This window comes from Paraburkholderia panacisoli (genome assembly GCF_008369935.1).
Lineage (GTDB): Bacteria > Pseudomonadota > Gammaproteobacteria > Burkholderiales > Burkholderiaceae > Paraburkholderia > Paraburkholderia panacisoli.
Window position 1 is genome coordinate 150,258 of sequence record NZ_VTUZ01000014.1, and the last position, 17,085, is coordinate 167,342.

The following is a 17,085-nucleotide window of genomic DNA, read 5'->3' on the forward strand; positions in this document are numbered from 1 at the left end:
ACAATCTTGCCTTCTTTGTCGCCGATCAGATAGTGCTCGCGGCGAAGCTGCCGGAGGCTATGACACGAATGCGGACGCTTTCCTGATCGCTTCGCGCACGCGTGGGACCTGGGCGGCACCAGGTCATTCGATGCCCCCGTGATGCCCTCGGTGCTGATCGCACACGGCGCAGCGGACCCGCAACATCCGCATACGAACGGCATTCGATTCTCGTCGATCTACGGGACCACAAACCCTGCTACAACGAGTGCCGCCGACGCAATCGCCGCGTTGTCCGTCGATGACGACACGGTGGCCGAGCTTCCCGATGGCCGCCGGCTTCGCTTGCATCACGGTGCACTCGACAATGGCGTCGATCCAGAAGGCACGTGCCGAGTCGCCACCGATGCCACCGATCAATGGCGCGCCGTGGGCGTCAATCACTCTTCGTCGCTGTCGTCGTCCTGGTTCACGTCGGACCGCGGCAGGCCGTAGCGCTTGACCAGTTCCGCCTTGAAGCCGGCCAGCGACTTCTGCTCATCGGTCAGTTCGTACAGATAGCTCAACTGCGACGGCCAGTCCTTCAACTCCTCCGCGAAAATCCTCAGGCGCTCGACGGTGTCGAGCGCCGCCGCCGTATCCCCGCTCAGCGCCTGCAACACCGCATAGCGGCGCAACACGGTTTCGCCCGGCAGCAGCGCGATAGCCTGCTTGTGCATCGCGAGCTTGTGTTGCAGGTCCATCGAATTCATCGGCTGCAGCGTTGCGAGACCGTATTCGCCCCAAGCCTGGAACAGGAACGACGGATTCGCCGTGTATTCCTCGGCAGGCCGCGCGCCGTAGTACAGCACCTCGGCGCGTGCGTAATCGCGATACACCGGATACAGCGCGGCCAGCCCGCCGAACACCACCACCGCAAACGCGCCGAACGACAGCCGCCCCGGCACGAGACGCAACGGCCGCGTTTCCAGCAAGCCGAACACGAACATCGCCGGCAACAGGAAGAACATGTACTGCTGCGGATATTCGACCAGCGCGTGCATCGTCAGCACGCCGATCAACGCGATGCCGAACACGCGCCCCGCGCTTTGCGGGGCGCGCACCACGCGCACGAGCCACGCGACCAGCCCGATGAGCACGATCGCAACGCCGATCAAACCGGTCTTCGCGAGCAGGTCGATGAAGATGTCGTGCGAATTGTTGGCGATCTCGACACCGCCGAGCGTCTTCACCAGCTCAAACTGGTAGCTCGGAAATTCGCCCCAGCCGACGCCCAGCAGTGGATGCGTTCTGAACATCGTCCAGCCGTACTTCCACAGCGCGAGGCGCGGCGCGATCTGGCCGGCGTCCTTGAAGCGGTCGGCCGCCGACTGGCCAAGCTCCAGGTGATAGTGCACATTGGCCCAGCGGATCAGCGCATTGACCACGAAGAACAGCACCGCCAACGCGATCGGGATGAGCCACTCGTGGTTGCTGCGGCGAAGCAGTGGTTCGTTGCGAGTCTGCGCGAACGCCATCCAGAAACCCGCGACGACGATCACGCCCATTTGCAGCCACGGACCGCGCGACACGGTCAGCGCCAGCCCGACCGCGAAGATCGTCGATATGAGCAGCCAGATGCCGATGGCGAGCCGCCGTGTCTGCACGAGGAACAATGCGCCCGCCATCGCGAACGCGATGTAGGTGGCGAGGTGGTTCGCCTGAGCCATGTTGCCGAACGGCCGGCGCTCGACCGTCACGTTATACGCGACGACGAACGGCGAAACGCGCGTCTCCAGGTGAAAGAGCTGGATCACCTGGCTGAACACCGCAAACAGGCCGCCGACGATCAGCGCCCCCGCCGCCCAGCGCAACGCTGTTTCGTCGAGCTTGGCGCGTGTGAAACCGTAGCCGGCATGCGTCGCCATCCATGCCGCCAGCAGAAAACCGCCGCCGAGCCAGTTCATCGACGGCTGCGCGACGGGCAGCACGACCGACTGCGCGACCAGCACCACGCCGAACAGCAACGGCACCAGCGCGACCGTCGGCGATGCGAACGTGATGCGCGGCTTCGCGGTCGCCATCAGCAGCACGATACCCGCGCCGGTCAGCAGATGAAGCGCGAGCGCGGTGAATTCAGCGTAGAAGGTCGGAATCGGGTACGTATGGTTGGCAACTGCATAAGGCAGCACCAACGCGAGAGACAGCAAAGCGAGAGACAGGTAGCGTGCAAATGGGGAAGGCATCGAGTAACCGGAGGGCGTCAGGTAGGGTAGCCCCCCTTCCTTGCGGAAGAGGGGCCCCCTAAGAACCGTACGTGCGAGTTTCCCCGCATACGGCTCAAGCCTACATATTTCTTTTACAAAGCCCCGTCAGTGCAACGACGGAGCCGGCTTAGTTACCACAAGTTTACCAACGTGTACCTGCCGGTGGCAGTCGGGGTGCAGCAAAACCCTGTTGGACAGAGAGTCGGTCCCGCCATGCATCCGATATTCCAGATGATGGTCGTGCCAACTGGTCTCGTTCGTCAGAGCCCAGCCACAGTGCGCGCACATCCCGCCCTGTGATTTGTACAGCGCCACCCATTGCTTGCGATAGCGCATTGAATACTCCATGCGATCCTGCCGCAATTGCTCGCTGTACTGCTCCCACAATGGATCAAAAGGATTGAATTCCCCTTTGACCTTCCTGTGGCGCCTGATGTCCGTACCGCTGATCTGGTACAGCTCAAGCAAACCCTTGCTGCCGTCCTCTTGAACTACGGGAGCGGCGAACACCCAATGCCGATTGCCGATCGAGTGAAAGTACTTCCGTTTCACCCACTCCGCGTTCTTGTTTGGATGCCTCCGCTTCGACCACCGCCAGAGCCTGTAAAACACCAACGACTCCATGCGGCTATACGCCTGCTTGGCTACTACAGGGCTGTGATATTGCGCCCAGCCTCGTAGCATCGGATTCAGCAATCGGATTAACTCCTCCTGCTTCACCGCTTTGTGACCGCTGATCGTATCCGCCACCTTGCGATAGAACGTCTGCACGTTCTTCCTGCTCGGCTTGATAAGTAGCGTCCCCGAGTACTTACGGAAATTCCACCCAAGGAAATCAAAGCCTTCGTCAATGCGGACGATCCGGGTTTTCTCCTCCGATAGTTGCAGTCCCCGTGTTTCAAGGAAGGCGTCTATCCAAGGCCGGACTTCCTGTTCCAGCACCTCTTTCGAGTCGCCGGTGATAACGAAGTCGTCCGCGTATCGCACCACATTTACTTTCAGCTTCTTCGCTTTCCCGATCCCAAATTTCGCACCAAGGTGCGCAATCAGTTCACGTTCCAGCCCGTTCAGCGTCACGTTTGCCAGCGTCGGGGAAATGATGCCTCCCTGCGGCGTACCGGCCTCCGTCGCCTGTAGCTGCCCTTTGTAAATCAGGCCAGCCTTCAGCCATTTGCGGAGGATCACGCTGTCCATCGGGACATGGTTTTCCAGCCACTTATGGTTGATGTGGTCAAAGCATCCCTTGATATCCGCCTCAAGTACCCATTGCGCTGAACTGCGACGGGCCATGACAACGAAAATTTGAGACATGGCATCAGCCGTCGAACGGTTGAGCCTGAACCCATAGGAGTTCGGGTCACTCGTCGACTCTGCTACCGGCTCCAAACCCAGCAGATACAAGGCCTGCATCGCCCTGTCCCGCATGGTGGGAATGCCCAGAGGGCGCTCCTTCCCATTGGCCTTGGGGATAAAGACCCTCCGTAAAGGCAGAGGCTTATATCCATGCCGCTTCAACCTGCCGACAGCAAGCCATCGGCTTTCAGGCGAGTCCCATAGCTCGCGATCGACTCCAGCCGTTCGCGCACCCTGGTTCTGCGTAACACGTCGCACCGCATACAGCTTTGCGGACAACGTGCGGGTCAGCATCCGTTGCAAGGCTTTCACCCTGCGCCAGTTACCTTCCCGCGTCGCCTTCGCAATTCGAATCTGCATCCCTCTCACGTTCCGCTCAACTCGACGCCAATCGATGGCGTGCCAATTGTCCGGCGCGTGGGAAAGCGCAGATCCGGTCTTTCGACCAGATACTTTCATGCTGCTCTCCTACCTTGGATTAGATCCCCGGCAGAAGGCGCATCTCCCCCAGCGGGGAAGACACACCCCGCTGGGGAACAACAGACACCTCAATATGAGCGCATGCACTCACATCTCGGACAAACTCCTCAATACGGGCGCATGCGCCTGTATCTAACCAAGTGACAGAGGGTAGTCAGCCGTCTTGCGACGGTAGACCAGACGGAAGTCTGCCCGCTTTCGCGTGGGGTGATGTTCCAACCCCTATCCGGACCGTTACAGCCCGACCTTCGCTTTTTCCGTCCTCCTATACCTGCACAATCAACAGCGTCCCTTACGGTTCGCTTGCCAGCCTGACTGCGCTGGCAACCATACAGGCTTACCACGTTCCCGGCATGTCACACGACTGACGTAGGTTCTGCCTCTTCCCCGGTGGCTAGGTGACGACGTAATCCGACGGTTGAGCGGATTAACCAGCCACGTACCTTTTGGTTAGAGCCCAATGTTCAAGCAGCTTTGGCTCCTCAGTGCTTACGAGGTTTATCAGCAGTTCACTTACGTTAACCCTATCAGCCAGCCTAGCTCCTCAACCCCCTTGCTGCTGGGAGTATCCAGATCGCTCCTCGCGGAATCGATCTGCCCGAAACATCCGAGGGCTACATTGTCAGAAGAGCTTCACACCCCACCGTTACCAGTGACGCATGTCTTCTTAGGCTACTGCTGGTCGTACAGCAGGTTCACTATCCTCGCCGTACAACTGACGAGGCCAAACAATGACACACCGAGCTTTCGCTCGTATCGGTTCGCGAATCCATTGCCGCTGACGGCGCAGGAATTACATACATCACTCCACCCTGTCGGCGGAGGTGAAGCCGCTGACGGGGCGGAACCTGACGGTAATCAGGTCAATGCAATGCGAGTTCTCGGAGAATGTGCTCTACCGAGACTCGTATGAACGAGACCCGGCAAACCTCTACCGGCTCTCGCTTCGCTAAAAGAGATACCCCGCTTCTGAGCAGTTGCGTCGAGGGACTCACGCCCCTTCCGGATGCTCCACGTGATATCTTCGCGACCGGTTAGGCTCATACCGACGCCTCCTTTGCCGCTAGTCGATGCCCCTTACGTTGGGGCTACCCGGACACGAGCATGCGTGTCGCACCAACCGGCGCACTATACAAAAAATTCCTTCCGCTGTGCGCCGGCTGGCCGAAATAGGCCAGAAATCAGCCTTTTACGTTCACTGTGCGGGTGAATGGCGACTAGTGTGCCCACTTGTGGCGCTCAGTCACACGCTAATCACGCATTCGGTCACGAACGGCATTCCGGCGGCGCCAGATTCGACGCCAGGGTGGGTGCATCCACAGGGGCAGGCCCCGCGCCCGGCGCAGGCAATGAAGATGCCGTTTTGCCGCCAGCGAAACATTCCCACGTCAGCGCGCCGGCCTGCACCGAGTCCTTGCTCAAGGCGACGCGCGCGGTCGGCGCGTCCGCATTGTCGGGCACCGAGGGCACCAATGTCAGCGTGTTCGAACCGGCCGGCGCGACGCGCGTGGTGAAGGCGATCGTGATCTGGCCGGTGTCGTCGTCGACCCGGATCGACTCGACGTTGCGGGTCGCGGGCGGCGACGCGTAGCCGCCGCTGAACGCATTGCCGCTCGCGGCGTTTTCGGCCACCGCGAGCCGCGCGGACGAGGCGAGCGACAGCCCTTCGCCGACCCGGCTGCGCGCCAGATAGTCCTGATACGCGGGAATCGCATAGGCCGCGATCACGCCGACGATCGCCAGCACGATCATCAATTCGATCAGCGTGAAGCCGACGCCGAAACGACGGCAGACGCTCGCGAGCCGCGTGGACCAGCTCGCGCGTCTGGACGCGCAACGCGTTGAAAGCGTGGAATGGGAATAAGGGGGATATGGCAGGGTAACGATCATCGGCAGGCTCCTGAAACGAAAAACGCCTGCCCCACGGATCGGGGACAGGCGTTTCAATCGTAGCCAGCGACGCTCGCGGCTGACAGTCAGCCGAATGGCTAACGTTGCGTTGATTGCGAGCCGTTGCGCCGATACGGCGGCGCGTTCCAGTGCCACGGCGACGCGCGCGCGTGCCGCCGTGGCACCGTGCGCCTCACACCGTCGCGCGACTGGCGTTGCGGCGCTTCAACAGATACCCGAGGATCACGACGAACAGCGCCCCCGCGACGCTCATTCCGTATTCGGCGGCAGGCGTGTCTAGGATAGGCCAGCGGTCGCCGGCCGGGTCGTTGATGATCAGACCGCCCGCGATCCAGCCCAGCAACCCGGCGCCGAGCACGATGACGATCGGGAAGCGGTCGAGCAGCTTGAGGACCAACTGACTGCCCCACACGATCAGCGGAATGCTCACCACCAGGCCGAATATCACCAGCGCGAGGCGATGCTCCTGATCGGCGGCTTCGGCGGCGCCCGCAATCGCGATCACGTTGTCGAGGCTCATCACCGCGTCGGCGACGACGATGGTCTTGATTGCCGACATCAGCTTGTCGGCCGGCTTGATGTTCTCGTGCACGTCATGCGCCGGCGCCATCAGGCGCACGCCGATCCACAGCAGCAGCAGGCCGCCCGTGAACTTCAGCAACGGTACATCGAGCAGCACGACGGCGAACGCGATCAGCGCCACGCGCAGCACGATCGCGCCGGCCGTGCCCCACAGCACGCCGCGGATGCGCTGTGAGGGCGGCAGATTGCGGCAGGCCAGCGCGATCACGACAGCGTTATCGCCACCCAGCAGGATGTCGATCACGATGATCTGGAAGACCGCGCCCCAATGGAGGGTGGCGAAGAATTCGAGCATGACTGAAAGAATAAGAAAAAATCTGACGCACGGACAAAAAAAGCGGGGGAGTCTAAAACTCCCCCGCTTTTCAGGACCGCTCGCTCACGAAAGGACTTCGTAAGCGTAACAAAAATCGCGCCGCAACAGCACGCGAATTTCGATTTACAGCATGGCCTTCAGAAGACGCGCCATTTCCGACGGGTTCTTCGTGACCTTGATACCGCATGCGTCCATGATTTCCAGCTTCGCTTCAGCCGTATCCGCACCGCCCGAGATCAGCGCGCCAGCATGGCCCATGCGCTTGCCCGGAGGCGCCGTGACGCCGGCGATGAAGCCAACCACCGGCTTCTTCATGTTGCCCTTGATCCACTCGGCAGCGTTCGCTTCGTCCGGACCGCCGATTTCGCCGATCATGATGACGGCGTCCGTATCCGGATCGTCGTTGAACATCTTCATCACGTCGATGTGCTTCAGACCGTTGATCGGGTCGCCGCCGATACCGACTGCCGACGACTGGCCGAGGCCGATCGCCGTCAACTGGCCGACTGCTTCATACGTCAGCGTGCCCGAACGCGACACGACGCCGATGCGGCCCTTGCGGTGGATGTGACCCGGCATGATGCCGATCTTCAGTTCGTCCGGCGTGATCGTGCCCGGGCAGTTCGGTCCGAGCAGCAGCGTCTTGCGGTTTTCGCGACGCATACGGTCCTTGATCTCGATCATGTCACGGACGGGAATGCCTTCCGTGATACAGATCGCCAGATCCAGGTCGGCTTCGACGGCTTCCCAGATTGCCGCAGCAGCGCCTGCCGGCGGAACGTAAATCACCGACACGGTCGCGCCCGTTTCAGCCTTGGCTTCAGCGACGCTAGCGTAGATAGGAATGCCTTCGAAATCTTCGCCGGCCCGCTTCGGGTTCACGCCTGCAACGTACGCTTCGCGGCCGTTTGCATATTCACGGCAAGCACGCGTGTGGAACTGACCGGTCTTGCCGGTGATGCCCTGCGTGATGACCTTGGTGTCTTTGTTAATCAGAATCGACATGTATTGACCTCTGTTCGTTTGGCGTCGTGCGGTGGCGCCACGGGGCGCAGTATTGCGCGCCCGCGTCGCTCGCGCGCCGCCATTCGTAATCCTGGTTAATCCTGGCAAAAGCCGCTGTGGACTTGGCTTACGCCTTGCCCGAAGCGGCCGCGACGACCTTCTGAGCCGCTTCTTCCATGCTGTCCGCCGCGATGATCGGCAGACCGGATTCAGCGAGCATCTTCTTGCCCAGGTCTTCGTTCGTGCCCTTCATGCGGACCACGAGCGGCACCTTCAGCGACACGGCCTTCGACGCCGCGATCACGCCTTCCGCGATCACGTCGCAGCGCATGATGCCGCCGAAAATGTTGACCAGAATCGCGGTCAGGTTCGGGTTCTTCAGCATGATCTTGAACGCTTCCGTGACCTTCTCGGTCGTGGCGCCACCGCCCACGTCGAGGAAGTTCGCCGGTTCGCCGCCGAACAGCTTGATGGTGTCCATCGTTGCCATTGCGAGGCCAGCGCCATTCACGAGGCAGCCAATGTTGCCGTCGAGCGAGATGTACGCGAGGTCGAACTTCGACGCTTCGACTTCAGCCGGATCTTCTTCGTCCAGATCGCGGTACGCGACGATTTCCGGGTGACGGAACAGTGCGTTCGAATCGAAGTTGAACTTGGCGTCCAGCGCGATGACCTTGCCGTCGCCGGTCAGGATCAGCGGGTTGATTTCGGCCAGCGATGCGTCGGTTTCCCAGAATGCCTTGTACAGGCCTTGCAGGATCGCGCGCGCTTGCGGGATCGAAGCGTCGGGCACGCCGATTTTCTTCGCGAGGTCGTCAGCTTCAGCGTCCTTCAGGCCGGTCGACGGGTCGACCGCAACCTTGTGGATCAGCTCAGGCGTCTTTTCCGCGACTTCTTCGACGTCCATGCCGCCTTCGCTCGACGCCATCACGACGATCTTCTGCGAAACGCGATCGATCACGAGGCCGACATACAGTTCCTTCTTGATGTCAGCGCCTTCTTCGATCAGAAGGCGGTTCACCTTCTGGCCTTCCGGACCGGTCTGGTGCGTGACGAGCTGCATGCCGAGGATCTGGTTCGAGTATTCGCGAACCTGTTCCAGCGACTTGGCGACCTTCACGCCGCCGCCCTTGCCACGGCCACCCGCGTGGATCTGAGCCTTCACGACCCATACCGGGCCGCCGAGCTCTTCCGCGGCCTTGACCGCATCATCCACCGAGAAGACCGGCTTGCCGCGCGGTACCGCGACGCCGAATTTCCGCAGGATTTCCTTACCCTGGTACTCGTGAATCTTCATGCGTGATTCCCTTCAGTCTGAGAGTTGGATTGAACTTCGTTTCCGCTGCCGTCGTTCATGCCGGACGCGTTGCCGCCCTCGCCTGTTCGGCGGACTGCCCCGTCGCCGCCTGACGGCGCCGCGCGACCCGCTGAATGCGGTGCGTGGCCATACCAGCGCGGATAAAACTGTTGCACCGCCTCGCCGTCGAAACGCAGCGCGTGGCAGCGTCCCAGCTGGAATGGCGGTTTGTCGTTGGAATGCTCGCCTGTGCTGTTAGACGATTCGTCTCCTGAACTCGCGCTCGCGCCCGGCGTGCCGTCATTGGTGTTCCACACGTCGCCGGCGAATGCCTGAATGGCGACCGTCGGCAGGATTGCGCACAGCTCGGTGAGATGCGTGCAACCAGCCGTGCCGCCCAGCAAACGGGCGACATCGCGACGGAAGTTGTTGAACAGATTGAGCCCGATGAGGGCACGGTAGGCGGGATTGCTGACTTGGCACAAACCAGGATACGGCACCCAGTCGGACGACGCCTCGGCGTCGACGACATTGAGCGTGCGATCGATGGTGATGCGAAGCCAGAGTTCATGGATCGGCTGACCATTGGGCCGGACGCCCGACGCAAGCACCACGTCACGTGGTTTTTCGTCGGTCAAGCACGCTTCCACATCCCACAGGCCATCTGCTCGCTCATAGGCTTCCGCTCTGATTGCGCGACGATGGCGCAACTGACGGGACACTGGCGGTGAAAGCGGCATGCGGGAAGGAAAGGCCGGATTGGAAAACCCTCGAATTTTAGCATACTGGGTATTTGAGACAGGTTGGAATGCGCACGGGTGATCGGGCGCCCCTGAGCGCGCCGCGGACGTTGCGCCGCTAATCGCCGCTCCATGTCTCGTCGATGCCTTTGAGGATTTTGCCGATCGTCGCGCCGGAGAAACCACGCGATGCCAGAAAGCGCGCCTGCTTCGCCCGCTCGGCCGGCGTTTCGGGAAGCTGACCGAATTTTTTGCGCCAGATGGCTTGAGCGCGCGTGAGTTCGGTTTCACGCAATTGCGCGCTGGCCTCTTCGACGAGCGTCTGATCGACCGCATGCTGCTTCAGTTCGCCGATGATCCGGCTCGTGCCCAGTCGCGACGAGCGCCGGTGAATCAGACTTTCCGCGAAACGCGAGTCCGATAGCCAGTTCTCGGCTTCCAGTGCGTCGAGCACCGTGTCCAGCGACTCGGTTTCCTCGACGAATGGCTTCAGTTTGCGCGCGAGTTCGGCGCGACTGTATTCGCGGCGAGATAGATAGCCGAGCGCGCGTCCTTTGAGGGAACGTGCGGGGCGTTGGGACTTTTTGGCTTCGTCCTGCCCTGGCTTCGCTTCGCCGGGCGTGCGACGCGAACGGGTGTAGGTGGTCTCGGAAGGATCCGAGGCGGCAAGCGCAGGGGATTCAGACGGTGCGCGCTGCGGGCCACGGCCCGCAGCGCGATCGTGTGATTCGAACGATTCGAACGAATCGTCGTCTTCGTCACGCGGGCCGCCCGAGTGGCGTCCGGCAGCATCGGACAACGGCCGGCCCTTGCGTATCACTTGAGGGTTACTCTTCTTCGTCCGCGACTTCTGCGCCTGCGCCGGTCACTGCCTCGGCCATTGCGTTGACGCCCAGCGATTCGCGGATACGGTTTTCGATCTCACGAGCGATGTCCGGATTCTCACGCAGGAACTCACGCGCGTTGTCCTTGCCCTGACCGATCCGTTCGCCGCTATAGCTGTACCACGCACCGGCCTTGTCGACGATCTTAGCCTGCACGCCCAGGTCGATGATTTCGCCCTGACGCGAAATACCTTCGCCGTACAGAATGTCGAAAATCGCTTCGCGGAACGGTGGCGACACCTTGTTCTTGACGACCTTCACGCGCGTTTCATTGCCGATCACTTCGTCGTTCTTCTTGATCGAACCGATGCGTCGAATGTCCAGACGCACCGACGCGTAGAACTTCAGCGCGTTGCCGCCCGTAGTGGTTTCCGGGTTGCCGAACATCACGCCGATCTTCATGCGGATCTGGTTGATGAAGATCACGAGACAGTTCGTGCGCTTGATCGTGCCGGTGAGCTTGCGCAGCGCCTGCGACATCAGACGCGCTTGCAGACCCGGCAGCGAGTCGCCCATTTCGCCTTCGATTTCAGCCTTCGGCACGAGCGCCGCGACCGAGTCGATCACGATCATGTCGATCGAGCCCGAGCGCACCAGGGCGTCGGCGATTTCGAGCGCCTGTTCGCCGGTGTCCGGCTGCGAAACCAGCAGGTCGTTCACGTTCACGCCGAGCTTGCCCGCGTACTGGATGTCCAGCGCGTGTTCCGCGTCGATAAACGCCGCCGTGCCGCCGATCTTCTGCATTTCAGCGATGACTTGCAGCGTCAACGTGGTTTTACCGGACGATTCCGGGCCGTAAATTTCGACCACACGGCCACGCGGCAAACCGCCGACGCCCAGTGCGATGTCGAGGCCCAGTGATCCGGTTGAGACCACCTGGATGTCTTCGACTACCTCACCCGCGCCGAGCCGCATGACCGACCCTTTGCCGAACTGCTTTTCGATCTGCGCGAGCGCGGCAGCCAGCGCCTTGCTCTTTTCAGCAGTCAGTCCAGCCGAGCCTTTCTTGCTTTCTTCCATGAATCGTCCTTTGCTATGATGAACGGCGTCTGAGGCAGATGTACCGTCCACTTTTAGCGGACAGCACACGAAACCCAGACACTGTATAAAAAAACAGTAGTTTTGGCAAGCGCGATTCGCATGCGAACGCGCATTTTTACCGTCGCGCTGCCCAAACCACCCACAATAATTTTCGGAGACCGCTGTGCGCCGGAGACATCCTCGGTGCCGGCAAGGCCAGGTTGGCGCATCATGCGAATTCTGATTGCCGAAGACGACAGCATACTCGCGGACGGTCTGGTTCGATCACTCCGCCAATCGGCCTATGCGGTCGATCACGTGAAGAGCGGCGTGGAAGCCGATACCGCGCTGTCAATGCAGACGTTCGACCTATTGATCCTCGATCTGGGCCTGCCGCGCATGTCCGGACTCGAGGTGCTGCGCCGCCTGCGCGCGCGCAATTCCAACCTGCCTGTGTTGATCCTGACCGCCGCGGACAGCGTCGACGAACGCGTCAAAGGTCTCGACCTCGGCGCCGACGACTACATGGCCAAACCCTTCGCGCTGAACGAGCTCGAAGCCCGCGTGCGCGCGCTGACCCGCCGCGGCGCGGGCGGCGGCCCCACGGTCGTGCGGCATGGCTCGCTGTCGTTCGACCAGGTCGGCCGGATTGCCTATGTGAACGACCAGGTGATCGACCTGTCGGCGCGCGAACTCGGTTTGCTCGAAGTGCTGCTGCAAAGGATCGGCCGGCTGGTGTCGAAGGAACAGCTCGTCGATCATCTGTGCGAATGGGGCGAGGAAGTCAGCAACAACGCGATCGAGGTCTACGTGCACCGCCTGCGCAAAAAGATCGAGCCGAGCGGCGTGCGCATCATCACCGTGCGCGGCCTCGGCTACTGCCTCGAAAAGGCGGCCTCGCCCTCGACCGCAAGTGCGAATGCAAGCGCGGCCGCCCCGCCCGCTCCCGCCGAGCCCGACCCGCCCGCCTCGCCGCCGTCCGGCGCGATGCCGGCGAGTCATCACTATAAGTAGAGGAAGAGGACGCCCATGTCCGCACGCGCAGATCGCGCCACGGCGCACGCGGCGGACCTCGACGAAGCGCGCGACGAGCGCTACGCCAATCCGTTCGCGCCACCCGACGAAACCGAAGCCACCGCCGAAGCGCGCCCCCGCTCGCTGTTCGGCGAGATTCTCGACTGGATGCTCGCGCCCCTGCTACTGCTCTGGCCGATGAGCCTCGCGGTCACTTATCTGGTTGCCAAGTCGATCGCGAACGGCCCGTTCGACCGCGCGCTCGAAACCGACGCCTACGTGCTCGCCCGCCAGATTCATCCGGTCAATGGCGTGGCGGAGCTGTCGCTGCCCGATTCCACCCGCGACTTTCTGCGCGCCGACAACGTCGACAGCGTGTTCTACCAGGTGCTCGGCACGCGCGGCGAGCTGGTGAGCGGCGAGCACGACATGCCCTTGCCGCATGAAGAGGACCGGCCGCAGCCGGGCATCGTCGAATTCCGCGACGACGTGCTGCGCGGCAACGATATCCGCGTCGCCTACACAACCGTAGAGTTCCCGCAAACGCCGGGCGCGCAGCCCGTGCTGGTGCAGGTCGCCGAAACGCTCGACAAACGCAGCCAGCTTGCCAACGACATCATCAAGGGTGTGATCCTGCCGCAGTTCGTGATCCTGCCGCTCGCGATCCTGCTGGTGTGGTTCGGCCTGTCCCGCGGCCTCGCGCCGCTGCACGCGCTGCAGGCGCACATCCGCGCGCGGCGCCCGGACGATCTGTCGCCGCTCGAGGCGCGCCGCGCACCGCCGGAAATCGAGCCGCTGGTGACTTCCTTCAACGATCTGCTCACGCGGCTCGAACAGAACATGGAGTTGCAGAAGCGTTTCATCGCCGATGCCGCGCATCAGATGAAAACGCCGCTCGCCGGCCTGCGCACCCAGGCCGAGCTGGCGCTGCGTCAGGACGCGTCCGAGGAAGTGCACCGCTCGCTCGAACAGATCGCCACCAGTTCGGAGCACGCCGCGCGGCTCGTCACGCAGTTGCTGGCGCTGGCGCGCGCGGAAAACCGCATGTCGGGACAGATTTTCACGCGGGTCGAGGTGGGCGATGTCGCGCGCAGCGCGGTGCGCGACTGGGTGCAAGCCGCGCTCGCCAAACAGATGGACCTGGGCTATGAGGCGCCCGACGAGCCCGTCGAGGTCGACGGCAATCCGGTGATGCTGCGCGAAATGCTGTCGAACCTGATCGACAACGCGATCCGCTACACGCCGCCGGGCGGGCGCATCACCGTCAGGGTGAGGCACGACGCGGCGGCGCGGCTCGTGCATCTGGAGGTCGAGGACACGGGCCTCGGCATTCCGGTCGCCGAGCGCTCGCGGGTGATCGAGCGGTTCTACCGGATTCTCGGCCGCGAAGGCGACGGCAGCGGCCTGGGACTGGCGATCGTCCGCGAAATTGCGACTATGCACGGCGGCGAGCTGACCATCGACGACAACGTTTATCAGACCTCGCCGCGGCTGGCGGGGACGCTCGTGCGTGTCAGTTTGCGCGTTCCTCAGCGGGACGGGGACTTACCCTAACGCGGCTTGAGCCTCGAAATCATGCAAGCTCTATTTTGAGATAAATTGCGCGCTCTTTGCACTCGGTTAGCACCAAATTGCCGATCTTTGCCAGAATTTGGCCGGCGCCGGGCGCCCCGTCATTTCACCCCGCCACGTCAGTACGCCGTAAGTTTCCACTCCAATAATCCGTTGCACGGGAACGTCTTTGCTAGGCGACCGCGTGCATATCAATATTGGAGACGACATATGGCTACCGTTGGCGGACACATCTCGCCCGTACCGATGACGCGCGAAGAGAAGCGGGTGATCTTCGCTTCGTCGCTAGGTACGGTTTTCGAGTGGTACGACTTTTATCTGGCCGGCTCGCTCGCGGCCTTCATCAGCAAGAGCTTCTTCTCCGGCGTCAATCCGACCGCCGCCTTCATCTTCACGCTGCTCAGTTTTGCCGCCGGCTTCGCGGTCCGTCCGTTCGGCGCGATCGTGTTCGGACGGCTCGGCGACATGGTCGGGCGCAAATACACGTTCCTCATCACGATCGTGATCATGGGCCTGTCGACGTTCCTCGTCGGCTTCCTGCCGGGCTACGCGGCGATCGGCATTGCTTCGCCGGTGATCTTCATCGCGATGCGGATGCTGCAAGGCCTCGCGCTCGGCGGCGAGTACGGCGGCGCCGCGACCTACGTGGCCGAACACGCGCCGCCGGGACGCCGCGGCTTCTACACCGCGTGGATCCAGACCACCGCCACGCTGGGCCTGTTCCTGTCGCTGCTGGTGATTCTCGGCGTGCGCACGGCGATGGGCGAAGACTCGTTCGGCGACTGGGGCTGGCGCATTCCGTTCGTCGCGTCGATCATCCTGCTGGGCGTTTCGGTGTGGATTCGTCTGCAACTGCACGAATCGCCGGTGTTCGAGCGCATCAAGGCCGAGGGCAAGACCTCCAAGGCGCCGCTGTCCGAAGCATTCGGTCAATGGAAGAACCTGAAGGTCGTGATTCTCGCGCTGATCGGCCTGACCGCCGGCCAGGCCGTGGTCTGGTACACGGGCCAGTTCTACACGCTGTTCTTCCTGACGCAGACGCTGAAGGTCGACGGCAGCAGCGCCAACATCATGATCGCGATCGCCCTGCTGATCGGCACGCCGTTCTTCCTGTTCTTCGGCTCGCTGTCGGACCGCATCGGCCGCAAGCCGATCATCATGGCCGGCCTGCTGATCGCCGCGCTCACGTACTTCCCGCTCTTCAAGGCGCTCGCGCACTACACCAACCCGGCTCTGGAGGCCGCGACCGCGCGGGCTCCGATCGTCGTGATCGCGGATCCGGCGCAGTGCTCGTTCCAGTTCAACCCGGTCGGCACGGCCAAGTTCACCAGTTCCTGCGACATCGCGAAGAGCGCGCTCTCGCGGGCCGGCCTGAACTATGAGAACGTCGCGGCGCCGGCGGGCACGCTGGCGCAGATCCGGGTCGGCGATACGGTGGTCAACACGTTCGACGGCCGCGCCGCCGATGCGAAGGAGCAAGGCAAGCTGTTCGACAAGACGCTCGCCGCGACGCTGAAGGCAGCCGGCTATCCGCCGAAGGCCGATCCGTCGCAGATCAACTGGCCGATGACCGTGGTGGTCCTGACGATCCTCGTGATCTACGTGACGATGGTCTACGGTCCGATTGCGGCGATGCTGGTGGAAATGTTCCCGACGCGCATCCGCTATACGTCGATGTCGCTGCCGTATCACATCGGCAATGGCTGGTTCGGCGGCTTCCTGCCCGCCACGGCGTTCGCGATCGTCGCGGCGAAGGGCAACATCTACTCGGGGCTGTGGTATCCGATCATCATCGCGTTGGTCACCTTCGTGATCGGCATGCTGTTCGTCCGGGAAACCAAGGACTCGGACATCTACGCGAAGGACTGACAGTAGCTGACGGACGGGCAACTTGAAAAAGTTGTGCGCCGGGGGTTGACAGCCTCCGGCGCGGTCAGCATAATCTCGCTTCTTTCGGCGAATTAGCTCAGTTGGTTAGAGCGACGGAATCATAATCCGCAGGTCCGGGGTTCGAGTCCCTGATTCGCCACCAGCATCACTCGCAAGGCCCGCTTCTCTTAACCGAGAGCGGGCCTTTCGTTTTGCGGCGGCGCATCGGTGCGTGCGTTGAGTCTGTCGTACGGAGGGCCGAAGAGCCGTCACTCACGATCTGTTACCATCCCTGAACCGATGTTTCCAACGGAGTGAGTTATCCTCCTAGCATTGATTCTTCGCCAGTTGCAAAAAGCCGCTGCCCCTCAAGGTTCAGCGGCTTTTTTATTTTGGCTTTCCCGATCGCAACTTCAAGGAGGTTTCTTGATGACGTTCCGCACCGCCGCATTCGCCGTGGCCACCGCTTTCATCGCGCTGCTCGGCGCCACGTCCGCGCTGACTGTTCAGGCGCAGACTCCGCCCGACAGCCAGTGGCGCGCCAGTCCCATCACCCTGTCCACGCTGCTGCAGGACGGCTACAAGATCGTCGCCGTGGTGAACGGCGCGCACGGCAATGCCGGCCCGGCCGACACAATTTTTGTCCAGCGCGATCAGAGCGCGTTCAAATGTATCGACCCGCAGCAGCCGGATGCGAGAACGAAGACAGCCATCGCTGCGCCCGCGTGTTTCGAACTGGTTCCGCCGTCGGGAACAGCACCGGCCAGCGATACGAAGTAACCGTCAATGTGAATAAGCCCGCGCGCTAACCAGCGCG

The 17,085-nt window shown here is 62.1% G+C and carries 14 protein-coding genes and 1 tRNA gene; 6 read left to right on the forward strand and 9 right to left on the reverse strand.

All coding sequences use genetic code 11. The features are described 5' to 3' along the window. Nucleotides 1-138 precede the first annotated feature (138 nt). The gene (locus FVF58_RS21990; RefSeq protein WP_149671953.1) at nucleotides 139-474 is read left to right on the forward strand and encodes a hypothetical protein; all 336 of its coding nucleotides are present in this window, start codon (nucleotides 139-141) and stop codon (nucleotides 472-474) included. Here FVF58_RS21990 and FVF58_RS21995 read toward each other — a convergent pair. From FVF58_RS21995 to recA, 9 genes are all read right to left on the reverse strand, one after another. Beyond that, nucleotides 420-2,204, reverse strand: a complete 1,785-nt coding sequence (locus FVF58_RS21995) for a PglL family O-oligosaccharyltransferase (protein ID WP_149671954.1) — start codon at nucleotides 2,202-2,204, stop codon at nucleotides 420-422. The genes FVF58_RS21990 and FVF58_RS21995 overlap by 55 nt on opposite strands. A 126-nt stretch (nucleotides 2,205-2,330) precedes the next feature. After that, a complete protein-coding gene (gene ltrA / locus FVF58_RS22000; protein ID WP_149671955.1) occupies nucleotides 2,331-4,037 on the reverse strand; it encodes a group II intron reverse transcriptase/maturase in 1,707 nt (568 codons plus the stop codon). A gap of 1,287 nt (nucleotides 4,038-5,324) precedes the next feature. Beyond that, complete coding sequence (locus FVF58_RS22005) at nucleotides 5,325-5,948, reverse strand: pilin (protein WP_149671956.1); 624 nt, start codon at nucleotides 5,946-5,948, stop codon at nucleotides 5,325-5,327. 193 nt (nucleotides 5,949-6,141) lie between these two features. Then, on the reverse strand, nucleotides 6,142-6,846 hold the full coding sequence (locus FVF58_RS22010) for a TerC family protein (protein ID WP_149671957.1): 705 nt from the start codon (nucleotides 6,844-6,846) through the stop codon (nucleotides 6,142-6,144). A 144-nt stretch (nucleotides 6,847-6,990) separates the two neighbouring features. Beyond that, the gene (gene sucD, locus FVF58_RS22015) at nucleotides 6,991-7,872 is read right to left on the reverse strand and encodes a succinate--CoA ligase subunit alpha (protein WP_008920420.1); all 882 of its coding nucleotides are present in this window, start codon (nucleotides 7,870-7,872) and stop codon (nucleotides 6,991-6,993) included. A gap of 127 nt (nucleotides 7,873-7,999) precedes the next feature. Continuing rightward, complete coding sequence (gene sucC / locus FVF58_RS22020; protein WP_020069250.1) at nucleotides 8,000-9,169, reverse strand: ADP-forming succinate--CoA ligase subunit beta; 1,170 nt, start codon at nucleotides 9,167-9,169, stop codon at nucleotides 8,000-8,002. Further along, nucleotides 9,166-9,909 (reverse strand): DUF2889 domain-containing protein, encoded by a 744-nt coding sequence (locus tag FVF58_RS22025; RefSeq protein ID WP_149672014.1) that lies wholly within the window; start codon nucleotides 9,907-9,909, stop codon nucleotides 9,166-9,168. Before FVF58_RS22025 ends, sucC begins: the two co-directional genes overlap by 4 nt. A gap of 118 nt (nucleotides 9,910-10,027) precedes the next feature. Continuing rightward, complete coding sequence (gene recX, locus FVF58_RS22030) at nucleotides 10,028-10,729, reverse strand: recombination regulator RecX (RefSeq protein WP_149671958.1); 702 nt, start codon at nucleotides 10,727-10,729, stop codon at nucleotides 10,028-10,030. Nucleotides 10,730-10,736: 7 nt separating this feature from the next. Then, a complete protein-coding gene (gene recA, locus FVF58_RS22035) occupies nucleotides 10,737-11,813 on the reverse strand; it encodes a recombinase RecA (protein ID WP_042321135.1) in 1,077 nt (358 codons plus the stop codon). Between the two features lie 231 nt (nucleotides 11,814-12,044). On the opposite strand from recA, the gene FVF58_RS22040 reads away from it, so the two are divergent. The 5 genes from FVF58_RS22040 (at nucleotide 12,045) to FVF58_RS22060 (ending at nucleotide 17,048) form a co-directional block, all read left to right on the forward strand. Further along, the gene (locus FVF58_RS22040; RefSeq protein WP_149671959.1) at nucleotides 12,045-12,827 is read left to right on the forward strand and encodes a response regulator transcription factor; all 783 of its coding nucleotides are present in this window, start codon (nucleotides 12,045-12,047) and stop codon (nucleotides 12,825-12,827) included. A 15-nt stretch (nucleotides 12,828-12,842) separates the two neighbouring features. After that, nucleotides 12,843-14,381: a sensor histidine kinase gene (locus tag FVF58_RS22045; RefSeq protein ID WP_149671960.1), complete on the forward strand. Its 1,539-nt coding sequence runs from the start codon at nucleotides 12,843-12,845 to the stop codon at nucleotides 14,379-14,381. Nucleotides 14,382-14,609: 228 nt separating this feature from the next. After that, nucleotides 14,610-16,268, forward strand: coding sequence for an MFS transporter (locus FVF58_RS22050; protein ID WP_149671961.1), 1,659 nt, complete (start codon nucleotides 14,610-14,612; stop codon nucleotides 16,266-16,268). A gap of 86 nt (nucleotides 16,269-16,354) precedes the next feature. Further along, nucleotides 16,355-16,431: transfer RNA gene (locus tag FVF58_RS22055), tRNA-Met, on the forward strand. Nucleotides 16,432-16,697: 266 nt separating this feature from the next. After that, a complete protein-coding gene (locus FVF58_RS22060; RefSeq protein WP_149672015.1) occupies nucleotides 16,698-17,048 on the forward strand; it encodes a hypothetical protein in 351 nt (116 codons plus the stop codon). The last annotated feature ends 37 nt before the right edge of the window (nucleotides 17,049-17,085 follow it).

Bases quoted from the DNA above. Each gene is read 5' to 3' on its own strand.
- FVF58_RS21995 (WP_149671954.1), bottom strand. From the start codon at position 2,204: ATGCCTTCCCCATTTGCACGCTACCTGTCTCTCGCTTTGCTGTCTCTC.
- ltrA (WP_149671955.1), bottom strand. From the start codon at position 4,037: ATGAAAGTATCTGGTCGAAAGACCGGATCTGCGCTTTCCCACGCGCCG.
- FVF58_RS22005 (WP_149671956.1), bottom strand. From the start codon at position 5,948: ATGATCGTTACCCTGCCATATCCCCCTTATTCCCATTCCACGCTTTCA.
- FVF58_RS22010 (WP_149671957.1), bottom strand. From the start codon at position 6,846: ATGCTCGAATTCTTCGCCACCCTCCATTGGGGCGCGGTCTTCCAGATC.
- sucD (WP_008920420.1), bottom strand. From the start codon at position 7,872: ATGTCGATTCTGATTAACAAAGACACCAAGGTCATCACGCAGGGCATC.
- sucC (WP_020069250.1), bottom strand. From the start codon at position 9,169: ATGAAGATTCACGAGTACCAGGGTAAGGAAATCCTGCGGAAATTCGGC.
- FVF58_RS22025 (WP_149672014.1), bottom strand. From the start codon at position 9,909: ATGCCGCTTTCACCGCCAGTGTCCCGTCAGTTGCGCCATCGTCGCGCA.
- recA (WP_042321135.1), bottom strand. From the start codon at position 11,813: ATGGAAGAAAGCAAGAAAGGCTCGGCTGGACTGACTGCTGAAAAGAGC.
- FVF58_RS22040 (WP_149671959.1), top strand. From the start codon at position 12,045: ATGCGAATTCTGATTGCCGAAGACGACAGCATACTCGCGGACGGTCTG.
- FVF58_RS22045 (WP_149671960.1), top strand. From the start codon at position 12,843: ATGTCCGCACGCGCAGATCGCGCCACGGCGCACGCGGCGGACCTCGAC.
- FVF58_RS22050 (WP_149671961.1), top strand. From the start codon at position 14,610: ATGGCTACCGTTGGCGGACACATCTCGCCCGTACCGATGACGCGCGAA.
- FVF58_RS22060 (WP_149672015.1), top strand. From the start codon at position 16,698: ATGACGTTCCGCACCGCCGCATTCGCCGTGGCCACCGCTTTCATCGCG.